18 protein-coding genes are annotated in these 25,547 nt (G+C 49.5%); 10 read left to right on the forward strand and 8 right to left on the reverse strand.

Features of this window, described 5'->3' with window-relative positions:
• Positions 1-715 precede the first annotated feature (715 nt).
• From UF06_RS15025 to UF06_RS15070, 10 genes are all read left to right on the forward strand, one after another.
• The gene (locus UF06_RS15025; protein ID WP_045571159.1) at positions 716-2,389 is read left to right on the forward strand and encodes an ABC transporter substrate-binding protein; all 1,674 of its coding nucleotides are present in this window, start codon (positions 716-718) and stop codon (positions 2,387-2,389) included.
• A gap of 166 nt (positions 2,390-2,555) precedes the next feature.
• Complete coding sequence (locus UF06_RS15030) at positions 2,556-3,542, forward strand: ABC transporter permease (RefSeq protein WP_045571160.1); 987 nt, start codon at positions 2,556-2,558, stop codon at positions 3,540-3,542.
• A 2-nt stretch (positions 3,543-3,544) separates the two neighbouring features.
• Positions 3,545-4,570: an ABC transporter permease gene (locus UF06_RS15035; RefSeq protein WP_045571161.1), complete on the forward strand. Its 1,026-nt coding sequence runs from the start codon at positions 3,545-3,547 to the stop codon at positions 4,568-4,570.
• A 2-nt stretch (positions 4,571-4,572) separates the two neighbouring features.
• The gene (locus UF06_RS15040; RefSeq protein ID WP_045571162.1) at positions 4,573-5,556 is read left to right on the forward strand and encodes an ABC transporter ATP-binding protein; all 984 of its coding nucleotides are present in this window, start codon (positions 4,573-4,575) and stop codon (positions 5,554-5,556) included.
• A gap of 38 nt (positions 5,557-5,594) precedes the next feature.
• Positions 5,595-6,590 (forward strand): ABC transporter ATP-binding protein, encoded by a 996-nt coding sequence (locus UF06_RS15045; protein ID WP_045571163.1) that lies wholly within the window; start codon positions 5,595-5,597, stop codon positions 6,588-6,590.
• A 66-nt stretch (positions 6,591-6,656) separates the two neighbouring features.
• Positions 6,657-8,378, forward strand: a complete 1,722-nt coding sequence (locus tag UF06_RS15050) for a glycoside hydrolase family 9 protein (protein WP_045571164.1) — start codon at positions 6,657-6,659, stop codon at positions 8,376-8,378.
• A gap of 4 nt (positions 8,379-8,382) precedes the next feature.
• Positions 8,383-9,273, forward strand: a complete 891-nt coding sequence (locus UF06_RS15055; RefSeq protein ID WP_045571165.1) for an N-acetylglucosamine kinase — start codon at positions 8,383-8,385, stop codon at positions 9,271-9,273.
• Positions 9,274-9,282: 9 nt separating this feature from the next.
• Positions 9,283-11,202: a family 20 glycosylhydrolase gene (locus UF06_RS15060; protein WP_045571166.1), complete on the forward strand. Its 1,920-nt coding sequence runs from the start codon at positions 9,283-9,285 to the stop codon at positions 11,200-11,202.
• Between the two features lie 89 nt (positions 11,203-11,291).
• Complete coding sequence (locus UF06_RS15065) at positions 11,292-13,697, forward strand: N,N'-diacetylchitobiose phosphorylase (RefSeq protein ID WP_045571167.1); 2,406 nt, start codon at positions 11,292-11,294, stop codon at positions 13,695-13,697.
• Between the two features lie 70 nt (positions 13,698-13,767).
• Positions 13,768-15,183 (forward strand): phosphoglucomutase/phosphomannomutase family protein, encoded by a 1,416-nt coding sequence (locus tag UF06_RS15070; protein WP_045571273.1) that lies wholly within the window; start codon positions 13,768-13,770, stop codon positions 15,181-15,183.
• A 63-nt stretch (positions 15,184-15,246) separates the two neighbouring features.
• On the opposite strand, the gene UF06_RS15075 is transcribed toward UF06_RS15070, so the two are convergent.
• The 8 genes from UF06_RS15075 to UF06_RS15110 form a co-directional block, all read right to left on the reverse strand.
• Positions 15,247-16,275 carry an ABC transporter ATP-binding protein gene (locus UF06_RS15075; protein ID WP_045571168.1) on the reverse strand — a complete coding sequence of 343 codons (1,029 nt, stop codon included), beginning with the start codon at positions 16,273-16,275 and terminating at the stop codon, positions 15,247-15,249.
• Positions 16,275-17,900, reverse strand: a complete 1,626-nt coding sequence (locus tag UF06_RS15080) for an iron ABC transporter permease (protein ID WP_045571169.1) — start codon at positions 17,898-17,900, stop codon at positions 16,275-16,277. Before UF06_RS15080 ends, UF06_RS15075 begins: the two co-directional genes overlap by 1 nt.
• Positions 17,901-18,000: 100 nt before the next feature.
• Positions 18,001-19,014, reverse strand: coding sequence for a Fe(3+) ABC transporter substrate-binding protein (locus tag UF06_RS15085; protein ID WP_045571170.1), 1,014 nt, complete (start codon positions 19,012-19,014; stop codon positions 18,001-18,003).
• Positions 19,015-19,168: 154 nt separating this feature from the next.
• On the reverse strand, positions 19,169-20,398 hold the full coding sequence (locus UF06_RS15090; RefSeq protein ID WP_045571171.1) for an ammonium transporter: 1,230 nt from the start codon (positions 20,396-20,398) through the stop codon (positions 19,169-19,171).
• Positions 20,399-20,424: 26 nt separating this feature from the next.
• Positions 20,425-20,763: a P-II family nitrogen regulator gene (gene glnK, locus UF06_RS15095; RefSeq protein WP_039430416.1), complete on the reverse strand. Its 339-nt coding sequence runs from the start codon at positions 20,761-20,763 to the stop codon at positions 20,425-20,427.
• A gap of 329 nt (positions 20,764-21,092) precedes the next feature.
• Positions 21,093-23,357: a TonB-dependent receptor gene (locus UF06_RS15100; protein ID WP_045571172.1), complete on the reverse strand. Its 2,265-nt coding sequence runs from the start codon at positions 23,355-23,357 to the stop codon at positions 21,093-21,095.
• A gap of 124 nt (positions 23,358-23,481) precedes the next feature.
• Positions 23,482-24,861 (reverse strand): sensor histidine kinase, encoded by a 1,380-nt coding sequence (locus UF06_RS15105; protein WP_045571173.1) that lies wholly within the window; start codon positions 24,859-24,861, stop codon positions 23,482-23,484.
• Positions 24,854-25,534, reverse strand: a complete 681-nt coding sequence (locus tag UF06_RS15110) for a response regulator transcription factor (RefSeq protein ID WP_045571174.1) — start codon at positions 25,532-25,534, stop codon at positions 24,854-24,856. The genes UF06_RS15105 and UF06_RS15110 overlap by 8 nt, the downstream gene beginning before the upstream one ends.
• Positions 25,535-25,547: the final 13 nt, after the last annotated feature.

Genomic DNA, 25,547 nt, shown 5'->3' on the forward strand with positions numbered 1-25,547 from the left:
TGATATTGAGCGCAATAGCCATACCCTCTACCTTTTGTTCTAACAGCTCAATCAACGTCGATCATCTATCAACACCTCTCATCCCGAACCACATTGCTCAACGGATACTCAGGCTGCCTAAGGCGCGTTTGTTCTGTCGGTCAAACGAGATAATTTCACTCAAAAACTCACATCAGAACGCTTAATTTACTTGAAGAATTAATGGCAGATTCATGACTGACTAGTAGCGATTATCAACGTAAAAATGCCTTTTCCACTGACTCATCGTGGACTTTTAAAGCAGTTTGCGAGTTCAATCACAACAGAACGGCAGATTAAATTTTGTCTGATTAATTAACTCATTTTTCAGATGTGAGCAAGATCTACAATATTAACAACAGCCTTAAATGGCAATTAAAACAAGGCTTGAGTGGTTAGCAATCACTAACAAAAAGCAATTGAACACCTTAGGTATGCGACGCACATCAATGCGCAAAATTTCAGCAAAAACAACTCAGCCTAGATAGAAATGACGTTTATGACGGAGTTGGTGGCCATTTTAACGTTTTTAACGGGAAACGAGTTTGATTATTTACTTAGTAAGGTGTTTTCTTACTCCTGCCTAAGGCCTACAGGCCACTTTGATCAAACCTTCAAAGGTAGGTCTTGGAGAGTGTTTATAAATTGATGACATTCCAAACAATGTGAAATGAAAGCAAAATAGTAAGGAACAGCTATGCTTGCCAATATTAAAAAAACAGCTCTAGCTACTGCAGTAATCGCTGCAGCTGCGACCAGCATTTCCGCACCAGCGGCAGCTCGTAGTGAGCTAACTATCGTACCTGATTTCTACCCTACCATGGTACGTAACTTTAACCCGTATCTAGCGACTAACCTTCGCACGACAACGGATTTCATCTATGAACCACTTGTTATCTTTAATGAAATGCATGGCAATACCCCAGTGATGCGTCTCGCTGAAGATTTCCGCATGTCTGACGACTTGATGAGCGTGACTTTTGACATCCGTAAAGGTGTAAAATGGTCTGATGGTCAGAAGTTTACTGCAGATGACGTCGTGTTCTCTTACGGCCTACTGAAAGCAAAACCTGAGCTTGACCAACGCGGCATCAACAAATGGGTGACCAGTGTTGAGAAACTGAACGAATACCAAGTTCGTTTCCGCCTAAGCGAAGCAAACTCTAACGTCCCTTACGAAATTTCATTGGTTCCTATCGTTGCTGAGCACGTGTGGAAAGAGGTGAAAGATCCAACCACGTTCACCAACGAAAATCCTGTTGGTACTGGTCCATTTACTGAAATCGACACTTTTACTCCACAACTTTACATTCAGTGTCGTAACCCAAATTACTGGGATAAAGCAAACTTGGACGTAGACTGTCTACGCGTACCTCAAATCGCCAACAACGACCAGTTGCTAGGTAAAATTGTTAACTCTGAGCTAGATTGGACGTCCTCGTTCGTTCCAGACATTGACCGTACTTATGCAGCAGCGAGCCCTAACCACCAATACTGGTATCCACCATCAGGCACTCAAGCCTTTGTGGTAAACTTCAAAAACCCAGATCCAGTGAAAAAAGAAGCACTGACCAATGTTGACTTCCGTCGTGCATTCTCGATGGCACTTGACCGTCAAACCATCATTGACATCGCGTTTTACGGCGGCGGTACAGTGAATGACTTCGCATCAGGTCTTGGCTACGCTTTCGAAGCTTGGTCTGATGAAAAAGTGCACAACAAGTACAAAGGTTATAATACCTACAACGTGGAAGGCGCGAAGAAGCTGCTAGCTAAAGCAGGCTTTAAAGATGTCAATGGTGACGGCTTCGTCGACACTCCGTCAGGCAAATCTTTCGAGCTACTGGTCCAATCGCCAAACGGCTGGACTGACTTTAACAACACCGTGCAACTTGCGGTTGAGCAGCTCGCTGAAGTCGGTATCAAAGCAAAAGCGCGTACCCCTGAGTTTGCGGTATACAACCAAGCCATGCTAGAGGGTACTTACGACGTTGCATACACCAACTACTTCCACGGTGCAGATCCACACTTGTATTGGAACAGTGCATATAACTCAGCACTACAGAAAGGTGAAGGCATGCCTCGCTTCGCGATGCACTTCTACAAAAATGAAAAACTGGACAACCTACTTGACAGCTTCTACAAAACCGCTGAGAAGAAAGAGCAAATCGCTATCGCTCATGGTATCCAGCAAATCATCGCTGCAGATCAGGTCACCATCCCTGTAATGTCTGGTGCTTACATGTACCAATACAACACCAAGCGCTTTACTGGCTGGTGGAACGAAGAAAATCCTAAGGGCCGTCCAAACATTTGGGCAGGCATCCCTGAGCGTCTACTGCACGTACTGGACCTAAAACCAGTTAACTAAGTAGAAGTTCATCTCCCGCGGCGCGCATCCCGTGCGCCGCTATAAATCCTTTTCAAACCTTGTTTGTTTATGGCGCCAGTCGTCAGGGGATTTTTCGCTCTGAATTCGGTCATGAGCGACCTGAAACCAGGAACAGGGAAAACGCTGGGTGAGTAAGGTGTAAGTTATGGGTTATTTTTTAAGACGTTTGTCATTTTATTTAGTCGCTCTCTTAGTTGCAGCGACATTAAACTTTATTATTCCGAGGGCGATGCCGGGCGATCCGGTCACCATGATGTTTGCGAATGCAACCACACAGGTTACCCCAGAGCGCATCGAAGCGATGAAAAAGCTGCTCGGTTTCGTCGACGGTCCTTTGTATGTCCAGTATTTGACCTACATTAAGAGTATTGTGAGTTGGGAACTGGGCACGTCAATCAAGTTTTATCCACTCAGTGTGAATGAACTGTTAGGCAGCGCTTTTGGCTGGTCACTGTTCTTAGCAGGCAGTGCGGTTATTCTCTCTTTCTCGATTGGTTCTATCTTAGGGATCTTCGCTGCTTGGCGTCGCGGTAGTAAATACGATGCGTTCATTACGCCGGGAATGCTGATTATCCAAGCCGTTCCACAAGTCGTAATCGCGATGCTCGCTTTGTTTACGTTTGCTATCGGCCTAGGTTGGTTCCCAACCGGTTACGCCTACACACCGGGCACGATTCCGGATTGGACAAGCTGGGACTACTACAAAGATGTTGCTTATCACGCCATTCTGCCTCTCCTATGTGCCTCTATCGTGCAAATCGGTGGCTTCTTGGTCAACATGCGTAACAACATGATCAACCTGCTAGCGGAAGACTACATCACCATGGCCAAAGGCAAAGGCTTGAGCGAAAACCGTGTGGTGTTCAACTACGCTGCGCGCAACGCGCTACTGCCCAGTGTCACGGCGCTTTCCATGTCACTCGGTATGGCGATCGGTGGTCAACTTATCGTTGAAATCATCTTTAACTACCCGGGATTAGGTAAGGTTTTGCTTGATGCAATCAACGCACGTGACTACCAAGTTCTGCAAGGTCAGTTGCTTATTATGACGCTGTTTATGCTGTCGTTTAACCTGATTGCCGACATGGTATATGTCGTGCTCGATCCTCGCCTACGCAAGGGAGGTAAATAATCATGAACAATCTATTTAAGCTTATTCTGGGTAACTCAGTCGCACGTATCGGTCTGGTGATTGTTAGCCTATTTATTTTCACGGCAGTGGGCGCACCACTTATCACCAAACATGCGCCAGATAAAAGAACGGGTAACCCACACGAATACCCAAGTTTCGTCGTGAAAGCAACGAAAGCCAATCCTGATGGTTGGGTAGCGAAAAACCTTGCCGATGATCGCCGTACGCTGCAACTATCCAAAAAGGCCGATCATGTGCTAGGCACATCGCGTATGGGCCGTGATATCTGGTCTCAACTGGCTTACGGTGCTCGCGTATCACTCGCCGTTGGCTTTGGTGCAGGCATTACCGTCTGTTTCTTGGCGACCGTTATCGGCATTTCGGCAGGTTACTTTGGTGGTCGTATCGACGATATTCTCACCGCCGCGATGAACATCATGCTGGTCATTCCGCAATATCCCCTGCTGTTCGTTTTAGCCGCCTTTATCGGCGAAGCTGGACCTGTAACAATCGCGATTATTATCGGCTGTACCTCCTGGGCATGGGGCGCGAGGGTAGTTCGCTCGCAAACACTCGCACTGCGTGAAAAAGAGTTTGTCAAAGCCGCTGAAGTGCTAGGTGAATCCTCTTGGCGCATCATCTTTGTCGAGATTCTGCCGAACCTTGTTCCAATTGTCGGTGCAAGCTTTATCGGCTCAGTAATGTACGCCATCACCATGGAATCCATCATCTCCTTCCTTGGACTTGGCGATCCAAACACCATCAGTTGGGGCATCATGCTGTACAACGTACAAACCTCTTCTTCAATGCTTATCGGTGCTTGGTGGGAACTACTGGCTCCATGTATTGCACTGACTTTACTGGTGACTGGCTTGGCGCTGCTTAACTTTGCCGTTGATGAAATTGCCAACCCACAACTTCGCTCTCATAAAGGTATGAAACGCTGGAAAAAACTGGCAAACCAAGACAAGAAAGAACGTGCACCAGCGATTGAACCACAAAATGCACTTTGCAGCGGGGATAAATAACTATGACGACGCCACTTATTTCAATCCGCAATCTATGCGTTGACTACATCACCGATGCGGGCGATGTCCGCGCCTGTAACAATGTCAGCTTCGACATTGCACCCGGTGAAGTGTTTGGTCTCGCTGGAGAATCTGGCTGTGGTAAATCAACCGTCGCCTTCTCTTTGATGCGACTGCACAAGCCGCCTGCGTTTATTACTGGCGGAGAGGTGATTTTCAACGGTGAAGACATTCTCAAATACAGTGACGATCGCATGCAGGCATTTCGCTGGAGCCAAATGTCCATGGTATTCCAAAGCGCGATGAACGCGCTCAACCCTGTATTGACCATGGAAGATCAGTTCTGCGATGTGATCATGCGTCACACCAACATGACTCGTGAGCAAGCCAAACGCCGCGCAGAGGGGTTACTGGAGATCGTTGATATTCACGCCAGCCGTCTAAGAGATTATCCGCACCAGTTTTCTGGCGGTATGCGCCAACGCCTAGTGATTGCCATTGCCCTCGCGCTTAATCCGAAGATGATCATCATGGATGAACCGACCACTGCACTGGACGTGGTGGTACAGCGCGAAATCTTGCAAAAGATCTATGCACTGAAAGAAGAGTTTGGTTTTTCAATCCTCTTCATCACACATGACTTGTCGTTGATGGTCGAGTTTTCCGACCGCATCGGCATCATGTACTCCGGTGAGCTGATTGAGGTTGCGCCAGCGAAACAAATTCTGCAATCCCCTTTCCACCCTTATACCAAAGGGCTGGGCAGTTCATTCCCACCGCTGACAGGGCCAAAAACCAAACTGACTGGCATACCTGGTAACCCGTTGAACCTGCTTGATGTTCCACAAGGTTGCCGTTTCCAAGCCCGTTGCAGTCGTGTTCACGACACTTGTACCAAGGTCGCCACCAGCTTACGACAAATCGAGCCAGGCCGTTTTTCCAACTGCCACCTTTATGGCGAGCCGATTGCTCAACACAAGCTGTAAAGACCACGGACAAGCTGTTAAGGATACTGGAGACAATTATGAGCAAAGAATATGGTGAGCTGCTGATTGAAGGCAAAAATGTCGTCAAAGACTTCCCGCTCAATAGCAACTCAATCAAACAATCTAAGATGCGTGCCCTCAATGACGTGTCATTCAAAATGTACAAAGCTCGCGGGTTATCGGTAGTGGGTGAATCAGGCTCTGGTAAATCAACCACCGCCAAAATGATCGCCAAAATGTACGCGCCAAGCAACGGAGTCATCGAATACAAAGGCCGAGACATTCAAGAGATAACCTCAAGAAAAGATCTGATCGCTTACCGCGAAGGCATTCAGATGGTGTGGCAAGATCCGTTTGGTTCGCTTAACCCAACACACAATATCTTCCACCACATCGCTCGCCCATTGCTGATCCATAAAAAGATCGCCCCGGGCAACCCAAAAGAGCTGGAAGAGCGTGTTTACGATCTGCTGGAACAGGTCGGCCTTATTCCACCGAAAGAGACAGCAGCGAAGTTCCCCCATCAGCTTTCTGGTGGCCAACGTCAGCGCGTTAACTTAGCGCGCAATATTGCCGTAGGCGCTGAAGTGGTATTGGCGGACGAACCGACTTCAATGCTGGATGTATCGATTCGTGCTGGCGTGCTTAACTTGATGGAGGAGATGAAGTTTGAGAAACAGATGTCGCTTCTCTACATCACGCACGACATCGCAACCGCACGCTATATTGCCGAAGATCTGGCCGTGATGTACGTCGGTCACATGGTGGAATGGGGAGATACGGAAGAGATCATTCATGATCCTCAACACCCTTACACACAACTGTTGGTGTCTGCGGTGCCCGATCCAAGCAAATCGATTCACGACAAGTTAAAAGGCAACAAAGGGGAAATCCCACTCTGGACACCCGCTTCCGTTGGTTGCCCTTTTGCGGGTCGCTGTGAACACGCCACCAGCCGATGCCGCGAGCAGTTACCTGAAGTAACGCAGCTCTCGGAAAACCACTTTGTTCGTTGTTATTTATTTGACAATTAAGCCCAATAGAGCCAGGACTCGTCCTGGCTCTGGCAATAACTAGAAATCCTTTGTCGGAGATTTGCAATGCTGCTACTCACTAACCATATAGGCTACGAACGAAACGGCCCCAAGAAAGCCGTGCTTCAGACGCGTCAAGCACGTCTGTCGTCTGACACCGCCTTGCTGGTCTGTGCCAACGAGCATCAAACAATCACTACCCTTTCAATACAAAAAGTCGGTCGCGTCGCCAACTGGCATCAAGGGTATTTTTACACCATTGATTTTAGTGACTTTAACCACGTTGGTGAGTTCTATCTGCGCTTTGACAACCTATGTTCAGCCACCTTTACCATCGGCGACACTTTACTGTTCAAGCGAACCTTTTCCGACGTATTACACTACTTTAAATCACAACGCTGCGGCGGAGTTTTTGACCAACAAGATAAAGCCGTTCCTTTGCTGCACAGCGAGCAAACTGTGGATGTACGAGGAGGCTGGTACGACGCCTCGGGCGATGTGAGTAAATATCTCAGCCATCTCTCTTATGCCAACTATCTCAACCCACAGCAAACCCCCATGGTGGTGTGGAACATGCTCAAAGGTTTAGAGTTGATGAGCGAAAGCTCGGATTTTCCGGCATTTAGTCAAGTGCGACTAAAAGAGGAAGCGCTGCATGGCGCTGATTTTTTGGTCAGAATGCAAAACCCTAAAGGATTCTTTTACACCACGGTCTTCGACAAGTGGAGTAAAGACGTCAAACAACGGGAAATTTGTACTTACGCAACTCAACAGGGTCACAAGTCTGACGACTACCAAGCGGGATTTCGCCAAGGTGGCGGCATCGCAATAGCGGCGCTGGCGGCTGCCGCAAGATTGGATGTACACGGCGAGTATGATCAGCAGAAGTACCTCAACGCAGCCGAAAATGGCTACTGGCATCTGAAAGAAAGCAATCGCTATTATCTCAATGACGGTGAAGAGAACATCATTGACGAGTACTGCGCTCTGCTGGCATGTGTCGAGCTATATCGTTCAACGCAAGAGCGTCGATATCTACAAGAAAGTCGCGCTTGGGCAGCTCGCCTTGCGGTGCGTCAACACAACGATGAGCAGTTCGCCCATTTCTGGTCAGCTAATCAAGATGGTTCTCGCCCTTATTTCCACGCGGCCGAAGCGGGGCTGCCCGTGATTGCCCTGTGTGAATATCTGGCTATCGAAAGCGATGAACAATACAGCGAGCCGCTGCGTCAAGTGGTGCACAACGCGTGCTGGTTTGAAGTGACTATCACCAACAAAGTGACCAACCCCTTTGGTTATCCTCGCCAGTACGTTAAAGGGGTTGAACAAGCCAAACGTGACGCCTTTTTTATCGCCCAGCAAAACGAATCGGGCTATTGGTGGCAGGGTGAAAATGCCCGTCTTGGATCGCTTGCTGTGATGGGCTTTTTAGCGCAAAAACACCTCCGCGATGAGGCGCTCAAAGACGCACTTTCACTCCTAGCGCAAGATGCCTTGAACTGGATTTTAGGGCTAAATCCATACGATATGTGCATGCTTGATGGCCACGGCCATAACAATCCGGATTACCTTCCGCATATAGGTTTTTTCAACGCCAAAGGCGGGGTATGCAACGGGATTACTGCTGGATTTGAGGACGAAGAAGATATCGCCTTCAACCCTGACGGGCAAAAAGACGACATGTTGCAGAACTGGCGTTGGGGGGAGCAATGGATCCCTCACGGCGCTTGGTATTTGCTCGCCATGATGTGTCAAGTACATCACCACACTCAGTTCGATCAGGAGTGAGCCAATGAAAGAATTTTACGTGGGGATTGATGGCGGAGGCACCTCGTGCCGCGCTCGGATCCGCGATGCGCAAGGTACGCTAATTGGCGAGGGCAGAAGTGGCAGTGCCAATATCATGCTCGGCGCGGAACTCGCCATGACATCCATCATCTCGGCCATTCGCCAAGCCGCGATGCAAGGTGGCCTAACCGAGCAGGATTTCGCCAGTATGCATTTGGGCTTAGCACTGGCGGGAGCAGAGCATAAAGCCTCTTGGCACGCATTTATGCAACAGCCGCATCCTTTTGCCAGTGTCACTTTGAATACGGACGCGTACGGCGCTTGCCTTGGGGCGCACAACGGTAAGAACGGCGCGATCATGATCGCAGGCACAGGATCGTGCGGCATCTATCTGCAAGAGGGTGTGCAGCATGTGGTGGGAGGACGCGAGTTTCCTATCTCCGATCAAGGTGGTGGTGCTGTTATGGGCTTGAGACTTATCCAACAAGTGTTACTCGCCGAAGACGGCATTCGCGAGAAAACCCCACTTTGCCTGCACGTGATGACGCATTTTAACCAAGATGTCGACGCTATTGTTGAATGGTCCAAAAAGGCACTGCCACGAGACTATGGCTGCTTTTCTCCCGCTATTTTCCAGCACGCGGAACAGGCCGACTCGCTGGCAATTGAGCTGTTAAAACAGACGGCGCAGGACATTGAGATGTTTCTCATCGCTTTACATAAACGCGGCGCAACGCGCATCTGCTTAATGGGCAGTATCGCAGAACGTATTTTGCAATGGTTATCACCACCCGTTCAGCAATGGATCGTCGAGCCACAACACGACGCTATAGAAGGGGCTTTGATGTTTGCCGGTCAAGACAAACACAACCTCTATGCTATGACCCAACAATAGGAATTGTTCATGGAATATCGTATTGACCTGGTTGTCCTTTCGGAGCAGAAACAGAATTGTCGTTTTGGGCTCACTTTGCATAATCTCAGTGACCAGGATCTGCCCGCATGGTCGCTCACTTTTGCTTTCAATCGCTTCATTCAGCCTGGTAGCGTCTCACATGGCACACTGACGCAAATTGGTAGCTATTGCCAGCTAAAGCCGGAAACGCAAGTGTTAGCGGCAAATCACCACTTTTACTGTGAATTTAGCGTGCAAACCAATCCATTTCGCTACTATTCCGATGGTTTAAATCAAGCCTTTATTGAATTTCAGCAAAGCGATACACGGGTTCGCCACCCGGTGGATGTCCCTCCTATCGTACTTGCTTCCCCTTATCGTGAACGCGAGGTGCTGCCACATACTTTAGCCAGTGAGCACGCCCTGCTACCTAAACCGAACGCGATGACTCTTAATAAAGGGATCTTTACCCTTACCGCTGAGAGCGGCGTAGCTTGGCAATGCGATGCAGCGCAAAGCGCAGCCCTGTGGTTTATTGACGAGCTGCAACGTATTCACCACATCACTCTTCGCGCCGATGAGCATGGCAAGCTGGTATATAAAAAGAATCCTACCTTGGATGAAGGGGTTTATCACCTCAATATCAGTGAGTCGCACATCTCGATCGAGTCAGGATCGCAGGCTGGCTTCGTCCACGCCAGCGCCACCTTATTGCAATGGATTGGTTGCCCTGAAGAGAGTCAGCCGATTGAACTGATGTGCTGCACGATTGCCGATCAACCACGCTTTGATTATCGCGGCATGATGCTCGATTGCTCACGCCATTTTCACAGTATCGAGCAAGTTAAACGTCTGATTAACTTGTTGGCGCACTACAAATTCAACACCTTCCATTGGCATCTGACCGACGATGAAGGCTGGAGAATTGAGATCAAAGCGTTCCCTGAGCTGACCGAAATTGGCGCTTGGCGCGGCGTCGATGAAGCCATTGAGCCGCAATACACCCATATTTCGCAGCGCTACGGTGGCTTTTATAGCCAAGAAGAGATCAAAGAGGTGGTCGCGTTTGCACAGCAACGAGGCATTAATGTCATTCCTGAAATTGATGTGCCGGGGCACTGCCGCTCGGCGATCAAATCACTGCCACACTTACTGGTTGAAGAACAAGACACCACCGTCTATCGCAGCATTCAAAACTACTCTGACAACGTGTTAAACCCTGCGTTAGAAGGGACTTACCAGTTCCTTGATCGCGTCTTAGAAGAAGTCACGGCACTGTTTCCTTCTCCTTATGTCCATATCGGCGCCGATGAAGTGCCACATGGCGTTTGGTCAAACAGCCCGAGCTGCCAAGCGTTGATGGCGGAATGTGGCTACCAAGATTACAAAGAGCTTCAGGGACACTTACTACGCCACGCGGAACAAAAACTGCGCTCACTAGGCAAACGCATGCTTGGCTGGGAAGAAGCACAACACGGCGACAAAGTCAGCAAAGACACCGTTATCTACTCTTGGCTGAGTGAAGATGCGGCGGTGAACTGCGCTCGCCAAGGGTTTGATGTGGTGCTCCAGCCTGCACAAACCACCTATCTCGATATGACACAAGATTACGCACCGGAAGAGCCGGGGGTAGATTGGGCCAATCCACTGCCACTTGAAAAAGCCTATACCTACGAGCCGCTTGCCAATATACCGGCTGACGACCCAATTCATAAACGAATTTGGGGAATCCAAACGGCTCTTTGGTGCGAAATCATTAATAACCCACAACGCATGGACTACATGATCTTCCCACGCTTAACCGCGCTGGCCGAAGCGTGTTGGACCGAAAAACAGCAACGCGACTGGCCCGACTACTTAGCAAGACTCAAAGGCCACTTACCGCTGCTCGACAAACAAGGCGTGCAATATCGTCAGCCTTGGAAATAGACAATCCGCCGGGGGCAAAAGCGCCAGGCTGTTTTACTCGCTTTAGTTTTTGACTGCCTATGCGGCAGTTTGTTGAAAAGGAAATGACAATGAAATACGGCTATTTCGATAACGACAATCGTGAATACGTCATCACCCGTCCAGATGTACCAGCACCTTGGACGAACTATCTGGGCACAGAAAAGTTCTGTACCGTCATCTCACACAACGCGGGCGGCTACTCTTTCTATCACTCGCCCGAGTACAACCGCGTGACCAAATTCCGCCCCAACTTTACCCAAGATCGCCCGGGACATTACGTCTATCTGCGTGATGATGCCACTGGCGACTACTGGTCTATTTCCTGGCAACCTGTGGCAAAAAGCCTTGAACAAGCGAGCTACGAAGTTCGTCATGGCCTCTCCTACTCAAAATTTAAATGTGAGTACAATGGCATCGTGGCGAAAAAAACGCTCTTCGTGCCAAAAGGCGAAGATGCCGAAGTTTGGGATGTTGAGATCGAAAACACGTCAAATGAAGTGCGCACCATCAGTGCATTCAACTATGTTGAGTTTTCTTTCAGCCACATCAAATCAGATAACCAAAACCACCAGATGTCACTCTACTCTGCGGGCACCGAATTCAAAGATGGCGTGATTGAGTATGACTTATACTACAACACCGACGACTTCCTTGGTTTCTATTATCTGACGGCCACATTTGATGCCGACAGCTACGATGGCCAGCGCGATACGTTCCTCGGCATGTACCGCGACGAAGCCAACCCAATTGCAGTCGCGCAAGGTCAGTGCTCGAACAGCGCGCAAACTTGTTACAACCACTGTGGTGCGCTGCATAAGCAATTTGTGCTACAACCGGGCGAGAAAGTGCGCTTTGCGGTGATCTTAGGTGTAGGTAAAGGCAACGGCGCAAAACTGCGTGAAAAATACCAAGATCTTAACCAAGTGGATCAAGCGTTTGCCGGTATCAAAGCACACTGGGACGAGCGCTGTGAGAAGTTCCAGGTGAAATCACCAAACGCTGGTTTGGATACCATGATCAACGCATGGACACTCTACCAAGCAGAAACCTGTGTGGTATGGTCGCGCTTTGCCTCGTTCATAGAAGTCGGTGGCCGTACCGGTTTGGGTTATCGTGATACCGCACAAGATGCGATCTCAGTTCCGCACACCAACCCAGCAATGACGCGCAAACGCCTAGTTGATCTGCTGCGCGGCCAAGTGAAAGCAGGCTACGGTTTGCACCTCTTCGATCCTGACTGGTTTGATCCAGAAAAAGCCGATGTTAAACCATCGAAATCACCCACCGTTGTTCCAACACCGTCTGACGACGATAAGATCCACGGTATTAAAGACACCTGTTCAGACGACCACCTGTGGATCGTGCCAACCATCTTGAACTATGTGAAAGAGACGGGCGATATCGGCTTTATTGACGAACTGATCCCTTACGCAGACGGCGGCAACGCGACCGTTTACGAACACATGATGGCGGCGCTGGATTTCTCCGCAGAATACGTCGGTCAAACCGGTATCTGTAAAGGGCTACGTGCCGACTGGAACGACTGTCTAAACCTCGGCGGCGGTGAGTCATCCATGGTGTCGTTCCTGCACTTCTGGGCACTGGAAGCCTTCTTGGAACTGTCTCGTTTCCGCAACGATGACGCCGCAACCGATAAGTACCAAGCGATGGCAAACGGCGTTCGTGAAGCATGTGAAACCCACCTATGGGATGAGAAAGGCGAATGGTACATCCGCGGCCTGACCAAAGATGGCGACAAGATCGGCACCTTCGACCAAGTGGAAGGTAAAGTACACCTTGAGTCCAACTCACTGGCGGTCCTTTCTGGTGCCGTCAGCCACGAGCGCGGTATCAAGGCGATGGATGCAGTCTACGAGTACTTGTTCTCGAAATATGGCCTACACCTAAACGCACCATCGTTTGCCACACCAAATGATGACATCGGTTTCGTCACTCGCGTTTACCAAGGCGTGAAAGAAAACGGCGCGATCTTCTCGCATCCAAACCCATGGGCATGGGTGGCAGAAGCGAAGCTCGGCCGCGGCGATCGCGCGATAGAGCTTTACGACGCGCTCAACCCATACAACCAAAACGACATCATCGAAACCCGTATTGCTGAACCTTACTCTTACGTACAGTTCATCATGGGACGTGACCACCAAGATCACGGCCGCGCAAACCACCCATGGTTAACCGGTACTTCTGGCTGGGCATACCACGCGACCACCAACTATATCTTGGGTATCAAAGCGGGCTTCGATGCACTGGAGATCGATCCTTGTATCCCAACGTCATGGCCTGGCTTTGAAGTGACTCGTCAATGGCGCGGCGCCACTTACCAAATCAAGGTAGAAAACCCGCAAGGCGTTTCAAAAGGAGTGAAATCGATCACTTTAAACGGTCAAGCGATCGCAGGTGCGGTTCCTGCGCAAGCGCAAGGTACGGTGAATGAGGTTGTGGTCGTGTTGGGATAACCCCATCACGGTATCGCTAGCAAAAATTTTGGAAGTGGCCGAGTTGCCACTTCCGATTGGAGATCAAGTTATGATCAAATTTGGAACGGGTGGCTGGCGCGCTTTTATTGGCGAAGAGTTCACCAAAGATAACGTTCGTTTAGTTGCTCAAGCCGTGGCCAATATCATCAACAACGAAAAGGTTGCCGAGCGTGGTTTCGTGATTGGCTATGACCGCCGTTTCTTGTCAGACAAAGCGGGGGCATGGTTTGCCGAAGTATTGGCGGCAAATGGTGTTGTGGTGAGCTTCATCAACAAGTTTGTCCCAACGCCGATTGTGATGTTCAAAGCCAAAGAAATGGGCTGTGCTTACTCTGCCTGTATCACGGCATCACACAACCCTGCCGATTACAATGGCGTGAAAATCTTCATTGAAGGCGGACGCGATGCCGATGAAGTGATCACGCAAAAAATCGAAACACAGATTGCGCATCTTACCTTAGCTCAAGTGAAAAGCGTCGATTTCGAACAAGCGGTGCAAGACAAACAGATCAATATCATCAATCCGATGAATGAGTTTGTCGATTCGATCATCGATTTTATCGATATTGAAGCGATTAAACGTGCCAATCTGCGCGTGTTGATTGACCCTATGTTTGGCGTGGCGAAAAACGCACTGCAAACCGTCCTGATTAATGGCCGCTGCGATGTCGACGTGATCAACGATGGCAAAAACCCAGACTTTGGCGGGCTAATGCCTTCGCCAAGTGCCGCGACGCTCTATCGTCTCAAGCACTTAGTGGCCGCAGAGGGCTACGACATTGGCATCGGCACTGACGGTGATGCCGACCGGTTAGGCATCATTGATGAGAAAGGCAACTTCATTCACCCTAACGAAGTGTTGATGCTGCTTTACTACTACCTGCTTGAATATAAAGGCTGGAAAGGTTCGGTGGTACGCAATATCGCCACGACGCATATTCTCGACAAGATCGCCGCCGATCATGGTGAAGTGTGCTTTGAAGTTCCTGTTGGCTTTAAACACATCAGCTCGCAAATGGAAGCCGACGACTCTTTGATTGGCGGTGAAAGCTCTGGCGGCTTAACCATTCGTGGTCACATCAAGGGCAAAGATGGCGTGTTCGCTTCTAGCCTTTTGGTGGAAATGTTATCTGTGACCGGTAAAAAGCTCTCTGAGCTACTCGATGAGATCTACAGCAAATACGGCTACGCTTACATGGCCGAAGGCGATTGCAAATTTAAAGCCGCGCAGAAAGAGGCCTTGTACAACAAAATTTATGTTGAGAAGCAGCTACCTGAGTTTGATTTTGCCATCGACAAAGTGAGTTATCACGACGGGGCCAAAGTCTACTTCAAAAATGGCGGCTGGGTGATTGCCCGCTTCTCCGGCACAGAGCCACTGCTGAGAATTTTTGCCGAGATGCAGGATAAAGAGACTGCTGAGCTTGTTCTTCAACAGTTTAAAGAATTTTTGGCTTTAAACTGATCCTGCCAAGAGGATTCACCTGAAGAACGATTGCCCGACACCAAGTCGGGCTTTTTTTTGCTCTTAAAATGCCAAGATCCCTTGCGTATCCACTTTGACACTCACGCTCTGTCCGACACTCAGCGCTTGCGAGGAACTGGCTAACAGCTGACTGCCATTGCTTTCAATCACATAGCGACAGTGATCGCCCATAAACTGCTGTTCTAAAATGCAAATACTGCTCTCTGCGGCGGCACTGATTTGAATGTGCTGCGGGCGCAGCAACAGTTCGCAGCGAGCGTTGAGTTCTATTGGCTGCTGCGCTTGGGCTTCTACCACACCAAGCTGCGTTTCGAACTCGCTCTCAGACAGACGCGTTGCGGGCAAATAACCCCCCCCGCCAAGAAAATCCGCCACAAACTTGCTTGATGGTTGATAGTAAAGCTCCGACGCCGTGCCATATTGCTCAATTACGCCGTGGTTCATCACCGCCATTTTATCGGCAAAGGCAAACGCCTCTTCGCGAGAATGAGTAACAAAAATCGCCGTTACCCCTTGCGCTTTGAACAATTTGCGAATTTCACCAATCAGCTCATGGCGCACTTGGGTGTCGATATTGGAAAACGGTTCATCCAACAGCAGTAAATCTGGCTTGTAAGCCAATGAGCGCGCAATGGCGACTCGCTGCTGCTGACCACCTGAAAGCTGGTGCGGGTAGCGCTGGGCAAAGGCGCTCAGATGCACCAAATCCAACATTTCGGCCACTCGACGCTGTTTGTCTTGCTGACTACTCCCTTTCAAACCAAATGCAACGTTGTCCGCTACCGTCAAATGCGGGAAGAGTGCATAGTCTTGAAAGATCATGCCAATATTACGCAGCTCAGGTGGCAGCCAATGCTGGCCATTGTCGATCGTCACACCATTGAGGCACATCTCGCCCGCGCTGAGCGGCAAGAGGCCAGCAATGGCCTTGAGCAAAGTGGTTTTGCCACAACCACTCGCGCCAAGCAAACAGACAATTTGCCCCGGTTCAACGTGCAAAGAGAGCGATTCTAAAATCGTCTGTTGATCATATTGGCAGGTCAAATTTCGGATAGATAACGCACAGCTCATTAGTGACTCTGCTCCAGTGAACGGTTAACAATGACAAGAGGGATCAAACCGACCAGCACCAACAGTACCGCAGGCATCGCTGCGATCTCCAAGCGCTCGTCGGAGGCGTAGCTATAAACGTAGGTCGCAAGGGTTTCGAAGTTAAAGGGTCGCAAAAGCAAAGCCGCATTGAGCTCTTTCATCGACTCAATAAACACCAATAAGGCCGCTATGAGCATGCCACGTTTGATCAAAGGGAAATGCACCCGCCACAACATGCGATTGGCATTACAGCCCATGGTTCTGGCCGCCATGTCGAGCGAAGGGGAAACCTTGTTGAGATGACTTTCAATACTGCCAATCGCCACCGCGGCAAAACGCACCACCATAGCAAAAATCATGGCAAACATAGAACCGGAAAAAATCAGCCCCGGCCTTCCCCATGCAAACTGCTTGGCCAAGTCGTTGACCAAATGATCGAGCGACAACACCGGCACCATCACACCAATGGCCAAAACCGTTCCCGGCACGGCATAGCCGAGCGACGACATGCGCATCCACACTAAGCTCGAGCGCTGGCTGTGAAGTCGATAATTGAAGTTCACCACCAACGCGACCAATACCGCGACAATCGCCGCAGATAAAGAGACTTGCAAGCTGTTAAGTGCAAAACGGCGAAACTCTTCGGTCCAGCTTTGCGCGAAATAGGTCAGCGAGTAGTCAAGCAGTTGCAACAGTGGAAACAGGAACGCCACGGCCACCAGCCCCCAGCACCAACACAGTGCCGCCCATTTTTTCCAGCCATGCAGTTGATAGCGAAAATCTTCATGGCTATTAAACTGCGCTTGAAACAGCTTTTGCCGACGACGACTGTAGCGCTCAGCGCTGAGCAGTAAGATGACGATCACCAGCATCAACGCGGAGATTTTCGCCGCCGCATTGAGATTGGAATAGCCCAGCCAAGTGTCGTAAACCGCGGTAGTTAAGGTATTGACCGCGAAATAGCTCACCGTGCCAAAATCACCGATGGTTTCCATCGCAACCAGTGACAAGGCTACGGCGATGGAAGGACGCGCCAGCGGCATCGAAATACGCCAAAAACTCTCCCACGGGCTGCATTTAAGCAGGCGCGCACTTTGCAGCAAAGAGACATTTTGCTCCATAAAGGCGGCGCGACACAGCAGATAGACATAAGGATAGAGCACCAGCGACAGGACGAAAACCGCCCCCGGGACAGTTCGAATATCGGGAAACCAATATTCCCCAGCGCCCCAGCCCGTGATGTCACGCAGCAAAATCTGTACTGGGCCAGCGTAGTCAAACCAATCGGTAAAAATGTAGCCGATGATGTAACCGGGCATCGCCAATGGCAGCACCAACGCCCACTGCAGCCACTTTTCACTAGGCAGTTTGCACATCGCCATGAGCCAAGCACTCGGAATGCCAAGCAACAACGAGAGCAGCATCACGCCCAAGGTCAAAGTAATGGTGTTAACAATGTAGGAAGGCATCACGGTTGCCAACAAGTGAGCAAACAGCTCGTCGCTTGAGCCAACCGCCGTGTAGAAGATCGCTAAGATCGGCAAAACCAGCAGTACGGCTAATGCCCCACTGCTGGTTTTCCAGGTGTATTTTTGTTCTTTCATCGCCTAATTACTGCAAGGCTGTATGAAATACAGTTGCGCTCGCAAATACATCTCATATCACTTTAATTTACAAGGGGTACAGTTATACCCCTTGTTTCATTTAAAGGTCAAATTTCACTTCGTCGAGAAGCTTAATTGCCGCTGCATGGTGAGATGCAATGTCATCTAGAGAAAGCGTATCGGCTTTAAAGTCACCCCAAGATGCCACCAGCTCAGAGCGTTTCACGCCTTCTTTAACTGGGTACTCAAAGTTCACCTCGGCATACATTTGCTGTGCTACGTCGTCGGTCAAGAACTCCATCAACTTCTGCGCATTGGCTTTGTTTGGCGCGTATTTAGCCATCGCCATGCCAGAGATGTTGACATGTGTACCTTGAGTTTTCTGGTTCGGGAAGTTGATATACACCGAGTCCGCCCACGCTTTTTGCTCAGGATCGTTGATCATTGCGCCAAGGTAGTAGCTGTTGCCGAGAGAAACATCACAAAGGCCTTCTTTGATCGCTTTCACTTGACCGCGATCGTTGCCTTGCGGTTTACGCGCTAGGTTCGCTTTCACACCTTCCAGCCATTTTTTGGTTTCCGCTTCACCGTGATGAGCAATCATTGCTGATACCAGAGAAACGTTGTAAGGATGTTTACCGCTGCGAGTACAAATTTTGCCTTTGAATTCTGGTTTCGCCAGATCTTCGTAGTCAAAATCTTCACCCAGCAGACCAACGCGATCGCGTGATGAGTAAACACTGCGCGTACGGGTGGTCAAAGCGAACCACTCGTTTTGCTTATCTTGGTACTGTGCTGGGACATTTTTTTCAATAATGTCACTGTTTACAGGCTGAACTAGCCCTTTGTCGGTCAGTTCAGCAAGACGGCTGATGTCTACGGTAAGAATCACATCTGCCGGGCTGTATTCGCCCTCTTGCGCTAGCTTCTCTGCAATACCGGTTTTCGCAAACATCACGTTCACTTTAATACCCGTCTCTTTGGTGAACTCTTTAAACATGGGTTCAACCAGGAAAGGTTGGCGGTAAGAGTAGACGTTCACTTCTTCAGCAGCCATGGCTGTCGGTGCCAGTGTCGCGCACGCCAGCGCAGACAGAGTAAGCAGTTTTTTCATCAAGAGAGTCCTTTGAGCCAGATTTGAACTAGAATGATAACGTTTATCAGTTGCGTCATTATAAGCATGTCGATTTTTAAAACAACGCTTAAATGATAAAAAACCCGCCAACAACGGCGGGTTTTTGATAGCTTTATTTGTAAGGATTTGTGTCTTATTTGACGGTAACGAACTCTGGGTAAGCGCCGACACCACAATCGTGCATGTCCATGCCTTCCATCTCTTCTTCTTCACTAACACGGATACCCATGGTCGCTTTCAAGATGCCCCACACCACTAAGCTTGCGCCAAACACCCAAGCAAAGATGACCGCAGCGCCGAGAAGCTGAGCTGAGAAAGTCGCGTTGGCATTGCTTAGCGGAACCACCATCAGGCCAAAGAAGCCACACACGCCGTGAACAGAGATAGCACCCACTGGATCGTCAATCTTCACTTTATCCAGACCGATGATGCTGAACACCACCAGCGCACCTGCTACCGCACCGATCGCCACCGAGTAAACTGGCGATGGAGAAAGAGGATCTGCGGTAATCGCCACTAGACCAGCCAACGCGCCGTTGAGAATCATGGTCAGGTCTGCTTTACCCCAAGTGGTTTTACACACGAGCAGTGCAGCGATAGCACCCGCAGCCGCAGCCGCGTTGGTGTTAAGGAAGATTTGACCTACCGCTGTCGCGTTTTCAAAATCCGACAGCATTAATTGTGAGCCGCCGTTGAAACCGAACCAACCAAACCACAAGATGAAGGTACCTAAGGTGGCTAGTGGCATGTTAGAACCCGGAATTGGGTAGATTTCACCGTTTTTACCGTATTTGCCTTTACGTGCACCGAGCAATAACACACCCGCTAGAGCCGCAGACGCACCCGCCATATGCACAATACCCGAACCCGCAAAGTCGCTAAATCCAGCCGCAGACAGGAAGCCACCACCCCAAGTCCAGTAACCTTCCATTGGGTAGATAAACGCGGTCAAAATGGCCGAAAACACAAGGAAAGACCACAGTTTCATACGCTCAGCGACAGCACCCGATACCACAGACATCGCGGTGGCAACGAAGACCACTTGGAAGAAGAAGTCAGATTCAAGCGAGTGATCCGCCCCTTCCGATTGACTGCCAATCAGCGCACCAAGCGAAGGTAGCCAACCGCCTTCGCTGTTGTCGACGTACATGATGTTATAACCAACCACCAAGTAGGTCGTACAGGCGATAGCGTACAAACAGAAGTTTTTGGTTAGAATTTCAGTGGTGTTTTTTGAACGCACCAGCCCCGCTTCCAACATGGCGAAACCAGCCGCCATCCACATCACAAGCGCGCCGGAAATGAGAAAGAAAAAGGTATCGAGCGCGTAGCGTAACTCAGTCACGGTTGTTGTTAATTCCATAGTAAGTTCTCCAGTCCTTTGAATCGTTACAGTGCTTCAATATCAGTCTCGCCAGTACGAATACGTACCGCGTGACTTAAGTCGTACACAAAAATTTTGCCGTCACCAATTTTTCCGGTATGCGCCGCTTTGGTGATCGCTTCAATCACTCGGTCCACATTGTCTGCTTGAGTGGCAATCTCAAGTTTTACCTTCGGCAGAAAATCAACCTGATACTCGGCACCGCGATACAGCTCGGTATGCCCTTTCTGGCGGCCGAATCCTTTCACTTCTGAAACCGTCATCCCTTCAATGCCGACATCCGCCAGCGCTTCACGAACATCATCCAGTTTAAATGGTTTAATTATGGCGTTGATTAGTTTCATTGCATCCTCTCTGAAAACGTCATCCTGTTACATACCAAGTAATCCAAGGTACGTGCCAACTTTTTATCTTATTGTTTTTAAAGTACTTGTTAGAAAAATAGCACTAAAAATAAAATTGATAGCACCAGCTTGGTGCATCGCATTCACAAAAATAAAGCATCGGCCCAATTTCGGCCTAATTCAGTGCAACCGTTCAACAATAAGCTTATTTACCACCAAGACTTGTGACATTATTGTGAAGATAAGAAAAATCCCCAGACTTTCATCTGGGGATTTTTTATGTTTCTAGCATAACCGGACTGTGAATCCGTTAATCTGCCATTAGCCGCTTAAAAGCGCATGTTGGCCGAGATCCAGAAGTTACGCGACGCGTGTTTCACGTTGTAGTGATCTTCTTTAGACATGTCGTAGGTACCATCGCCGTTATCTTGCCAGTTGGTGACATCGTAGGTGGTAAAGTCTTTGTCAAATAAGTTGTTCACGCGAGCAGAAAGAGTCAAATCCTCTGACAGCATCCAACTGCCACCTAAATGGAAGATCTCGAAATCTTTGTAGTATTGATCCTTACCACTGTCATCTTGACCATTGTAACGATCGGAATTGGCCTCCATAGTCAAGTAGAGCGAAATATCGTTGGTCGCGTACCAGTTCAAGGTCGTGTTGAGCATGTGCTTCACTGGATTACTGGTCAGCGGCTCACCTTTGTTTGCCCCACTGGTGATCTCAGAATCGGTGTAAGTGTAGTTAGCACTCAGCGATAAGTCGTAAGGCAACACCAATTTTCCGGCCAGTTCGATCCCTTGCACTCTTGCATCACCAACGTTGTCTTTGTAAGTCAACACATAGCGGCTATTTAACGCATTCCAACCTGCGGCATCGGCATTGGCACACGCGCGATTGTTTGGATTGGCGATACAGTTGTATTTGCTTTCGATCTTGTTTTTAAAATCGTTATGGAAGAAGGTCGCGTTAAAGGTATGGCCTTTTTCATGGGTGTAGTACACCGCCACTTCGCTGTTGACCGATTCTTCCGGTTTCAGGTTTTCATTGCCGACCCACGGGCTGGTGCCTTGGCCGCCAAAACCGGTAATGCCGGAGTAAAGATCGGTGGTTTTCGGCGTTTTATAGCCCGTTGAAACACCGCCTTTCACTGTCCAGTTTGAGTTAAAGGTGTAGACACCGTACAGACGCGGTGAAACATGGCTACCAAAAGTGTCGTGATCGTCGTAGCGCACACCCGCGGTCAGCGTCAATGGTTCAATGATTCGCCAGCTGTCTTCGACAAACAGCGAATATTGGGTTTGCTCTTGCATCGCTCCCGCTTGATAGCCCGAGCCTTGCATGCCAAACACGCCATCTTCCATTTCGGAATCAATCAGTTGTCCGCCCACAACCACAAAGTGATCGCCCAAAGGCAGCTCGAGTTTGGCATCCAACGTAGTGCTTTCGTTGCGCAGTTCACGTTTAGGACGAGACATCAATTCAGATTCGATCCAGGCTATCACTTCGGCTTGGCTCAAATTGGCTTTTTTATCCGCCAACTCTTGACGCTGCTGTAGCGAGAGCGGCAGTGAACGGCCTAAATTTTCTGTTTTAACATGCGATAGCGAGACTTCACTGCGGCCAAACTCCCACTTGCCTTTGTGCGTCAAAGACCATTGGTCACGCAGCGTGCGCTGAGTCGGAGCATAGCCTACACGGGCATTTTTATAGATGGTTGCGGCACTATCGGTGGTGCCGAATTGCGATTCGCTGTTGTCGTACTTTTGGCGTGACACGTCGTAATCAAACAACAGCTCATGATCTTGAGAGAGATACCAAGCTAGGCCAAAGCCCGCAGTCCAGTTCTGGTTGTCTGAGGTTTTGCCACCGCCACCAAAAGTGGTTGGAGGCGTATGCATTTGTCCATCCGGGCCAAGTTCTGCCGCATAAGTCGGGTTGGATTCCGCTTTGTCGTAGTAGCTTCCGCGCAACGACAGCGCGAGTTTGTCTTCAATCAGGGCGCCAGAGGCATAGAAATCGGTAGTGTTAACATCACCCAGCTTTGAGTTCTCTTGGAAGGTGCGGCTGGTTGAAATCGAGCCGTGCCACTCTGTGCTGGCGCGCTTGGTGATGATGTTGACCACGCCGCCCATCGCATCTGCACCGTACAGAGTTGACATAGGACCGCGCACCACTTCAATACGCTCAATCATATCCAGTGGCGGAATGTGTGCCGATTGGAAACCGACAAAGTTGTTCGGATAGAGGTCACCATTGTTGTTTTGACGCTTACCATCAATTAAAACCAAGGTATAGTCCGCCCCCATTCCGCGGATACTGATGGTGCTCTGGCCGCTTTTGTCTTGGCTTTCACCAACGTCAACCCCTTCGATATTGCGCAGCGCATCAAGCAAATTGGTGTACGGGCGGGCACGGAGATCTTCCTCGGTAATCACCGTTACGCTGGCAGGCGCATCAACCAGTTTTTGTTCAAATCCAGAAGCAGTTACTACCATCACTTCATCGGCTTTGCTTTCTGCTTGGGCAGAAGTAGAAATCGCGCAGAGCGATGCAACGGCCATCGCCAAGTTTGTCTTACGTGTTAACAACATGGTTTTTATTCCTTTCCTAGTCAGTCTCCCTTGGCCTGCTTCAATCAATGGCGGCCTTGGTTTTACTGGGAATGGAATTTATATGATAATAATTATCAATTGTATTCGATTTACAATCTTTACATTACTTTACGGAACTTTTTGCTGCTTGCTGCCAACAAGCAAATTGCAGGCGAACTTGTAAGCCATTCTCACTATGCGCACTTAGGCTGCCCGCCATTTTTTTCACCGCTTGCGCGACAATCGAGAGGCCAAGCCCATAGCCACTCGCTGAGCTTGGCGACTGCTTGACTTGATAAAATGGCGTAAACAACTTGGCTAGCTCTTGCTCGCCAACGCCCGGACCATCGTCGGCAACTTCAATCATCAACATCTCTTGTTCAACGAAGGTGGACAAACAGATAGTACACGCCTCGCCTGCGTATTTCACGCAATTGGTGAGAAGATTGTTGAGCACACTGCCCAGCAGTACAGGATCCGCTTCAATCCAAGCCGCTTGCTGACACAAGGCTAATTCAATCTGTTGCCCAGACAAAAGATGAGGCTCAAATAGAGCCGCTTGCTCGGTGAGATAGGCATTGATGTCCAAAGGCTTGAGCGATACAGAAAACTGGCTGCTCTCTAACTGGCTCAACTCAAGAATTTTTTCAATCATCGAGTTCATCAATTGCGCTTCCTGCTCGACCCTATCGAGCCAGAGTGTGCGCTGCTCAGGCTCTTTGGCTCGCTGACAAAGGTGCGTGGCCAACAACTGGCGGGTGAGCGGCGTTTTGAGCTCATGCGACAAAGTACGCACCAACTGTCGCTGCTCTTCCACCAAAATTTGGATGCGCTCGGCCATACGGTCAAAATCCAGCGCTAATTCACGAAATTCGCTCACGCTGTGACCAAGGGTATGCGCGACGCGGGTGTCGGTTTTTTCTTGCGCCAATGCGCGCGTTGCCGCCTGCAACTGGGTGAGCGGATTTTGCAGATAGCGCGTCAGCACCCAAGAGATAAAGGCAAGAATACACACGCCGACAATCGCATTCACTGCCCACAAATAGTAGCTCGCCTTGGCGGCCGGGTGCTGCTGCCAAGGCAGTTGAATCATCAGTTGATGTTCTTGATCAAGACGAATGCCAATCATAGGGCGAGAAACACGATCGCCCATCGGCTGATCTAAACGGCGATAAAAGTGCATTTTTTTCAACACATGCGGATGAACATCTCGGCCACTGAGCGGATGAAAATGTTGATCAACCACATACAGTACGTAACGCTGCTTGGCTTCCCATTGCGCCAGTTGCGACCACTCTTTACGTGCGACCCACTGCCCCGCCTGGTGTGCCAAATCAACAAATTCTTGGTGCTGCTGTTTGGAAAGATTGAGTAGACGCTGGTAGAGCAACATTTCCACGCAGCTAAACGCACTCACTACCAACACCACTCCAAGCGCGAGTGCGACAAACAGCCGCACAGCCAGTTTTTTTGGCAAGGCGAGCCAACGGCGCAGTTTAGCCATGGGTAAGTTCAAACTGATAACCAATCCCTCGCACGGTACGAATGGTATTTTTTGACCAGCCAGCTTGGGTCAGTTTGCGGCGAATATTGCTGATATGCATGTCGAGATTGCGATCAAACGGGCACAACTCGCGTTTCAACACTTGGTGTTGCAACTCCGCTTTGGTGATGGCTTGCTGATGATGGTTGGCCAAATAAACCAGCAGTTCCTGCTCCGTTTGGGTGAAGGGAAAACGCCCGAGAGTGGTCAGAACATCGCTCACCGCCTCGCTACCGCTTAAAGTGTTGACATGAGTATGGCGCTGCTTTTCCAAAGCAACACGGCGCAAGGTCGCTTTAATCAGGGTCAAAAGCTTGGCAATACTAAAAGGTTTGGCAAGGTAGTGATCGGCACCTGAGTCATAACCTTCAATCTTATCGGCTTCTTCAGCAAAGGCGCTGATCATGATGATCGGTGTAGAGAAACGCTGGCAAATACGGCGCGCCGCTTGCAGTCCATTGAGGTTGGGCATCATCACATCCAATAGCACCAGATCAAAAGGCTCACGGGCGAGCCAGTTGAGCGCCTGCTCGCCATCGTGGGCACAGCTAACCTGATAGCCTTCTTGCTGCAAGACAGAGTCAATGAGCTCGCACATGAGGGGATCGTCATCGGCAATCAAAATCGTGGGCATAGTTTAAACTGAA

The sequence above is a fragment of the Vibrio sp. S234-5 genome (assembly GCF_000960595.1).
Taxonomy (GTDB): domain Bacteria; phylum Pseudomonadota; class Gammaproteobacteria; order Enterobacterales; family Vibrionaceae; genus Vibrio.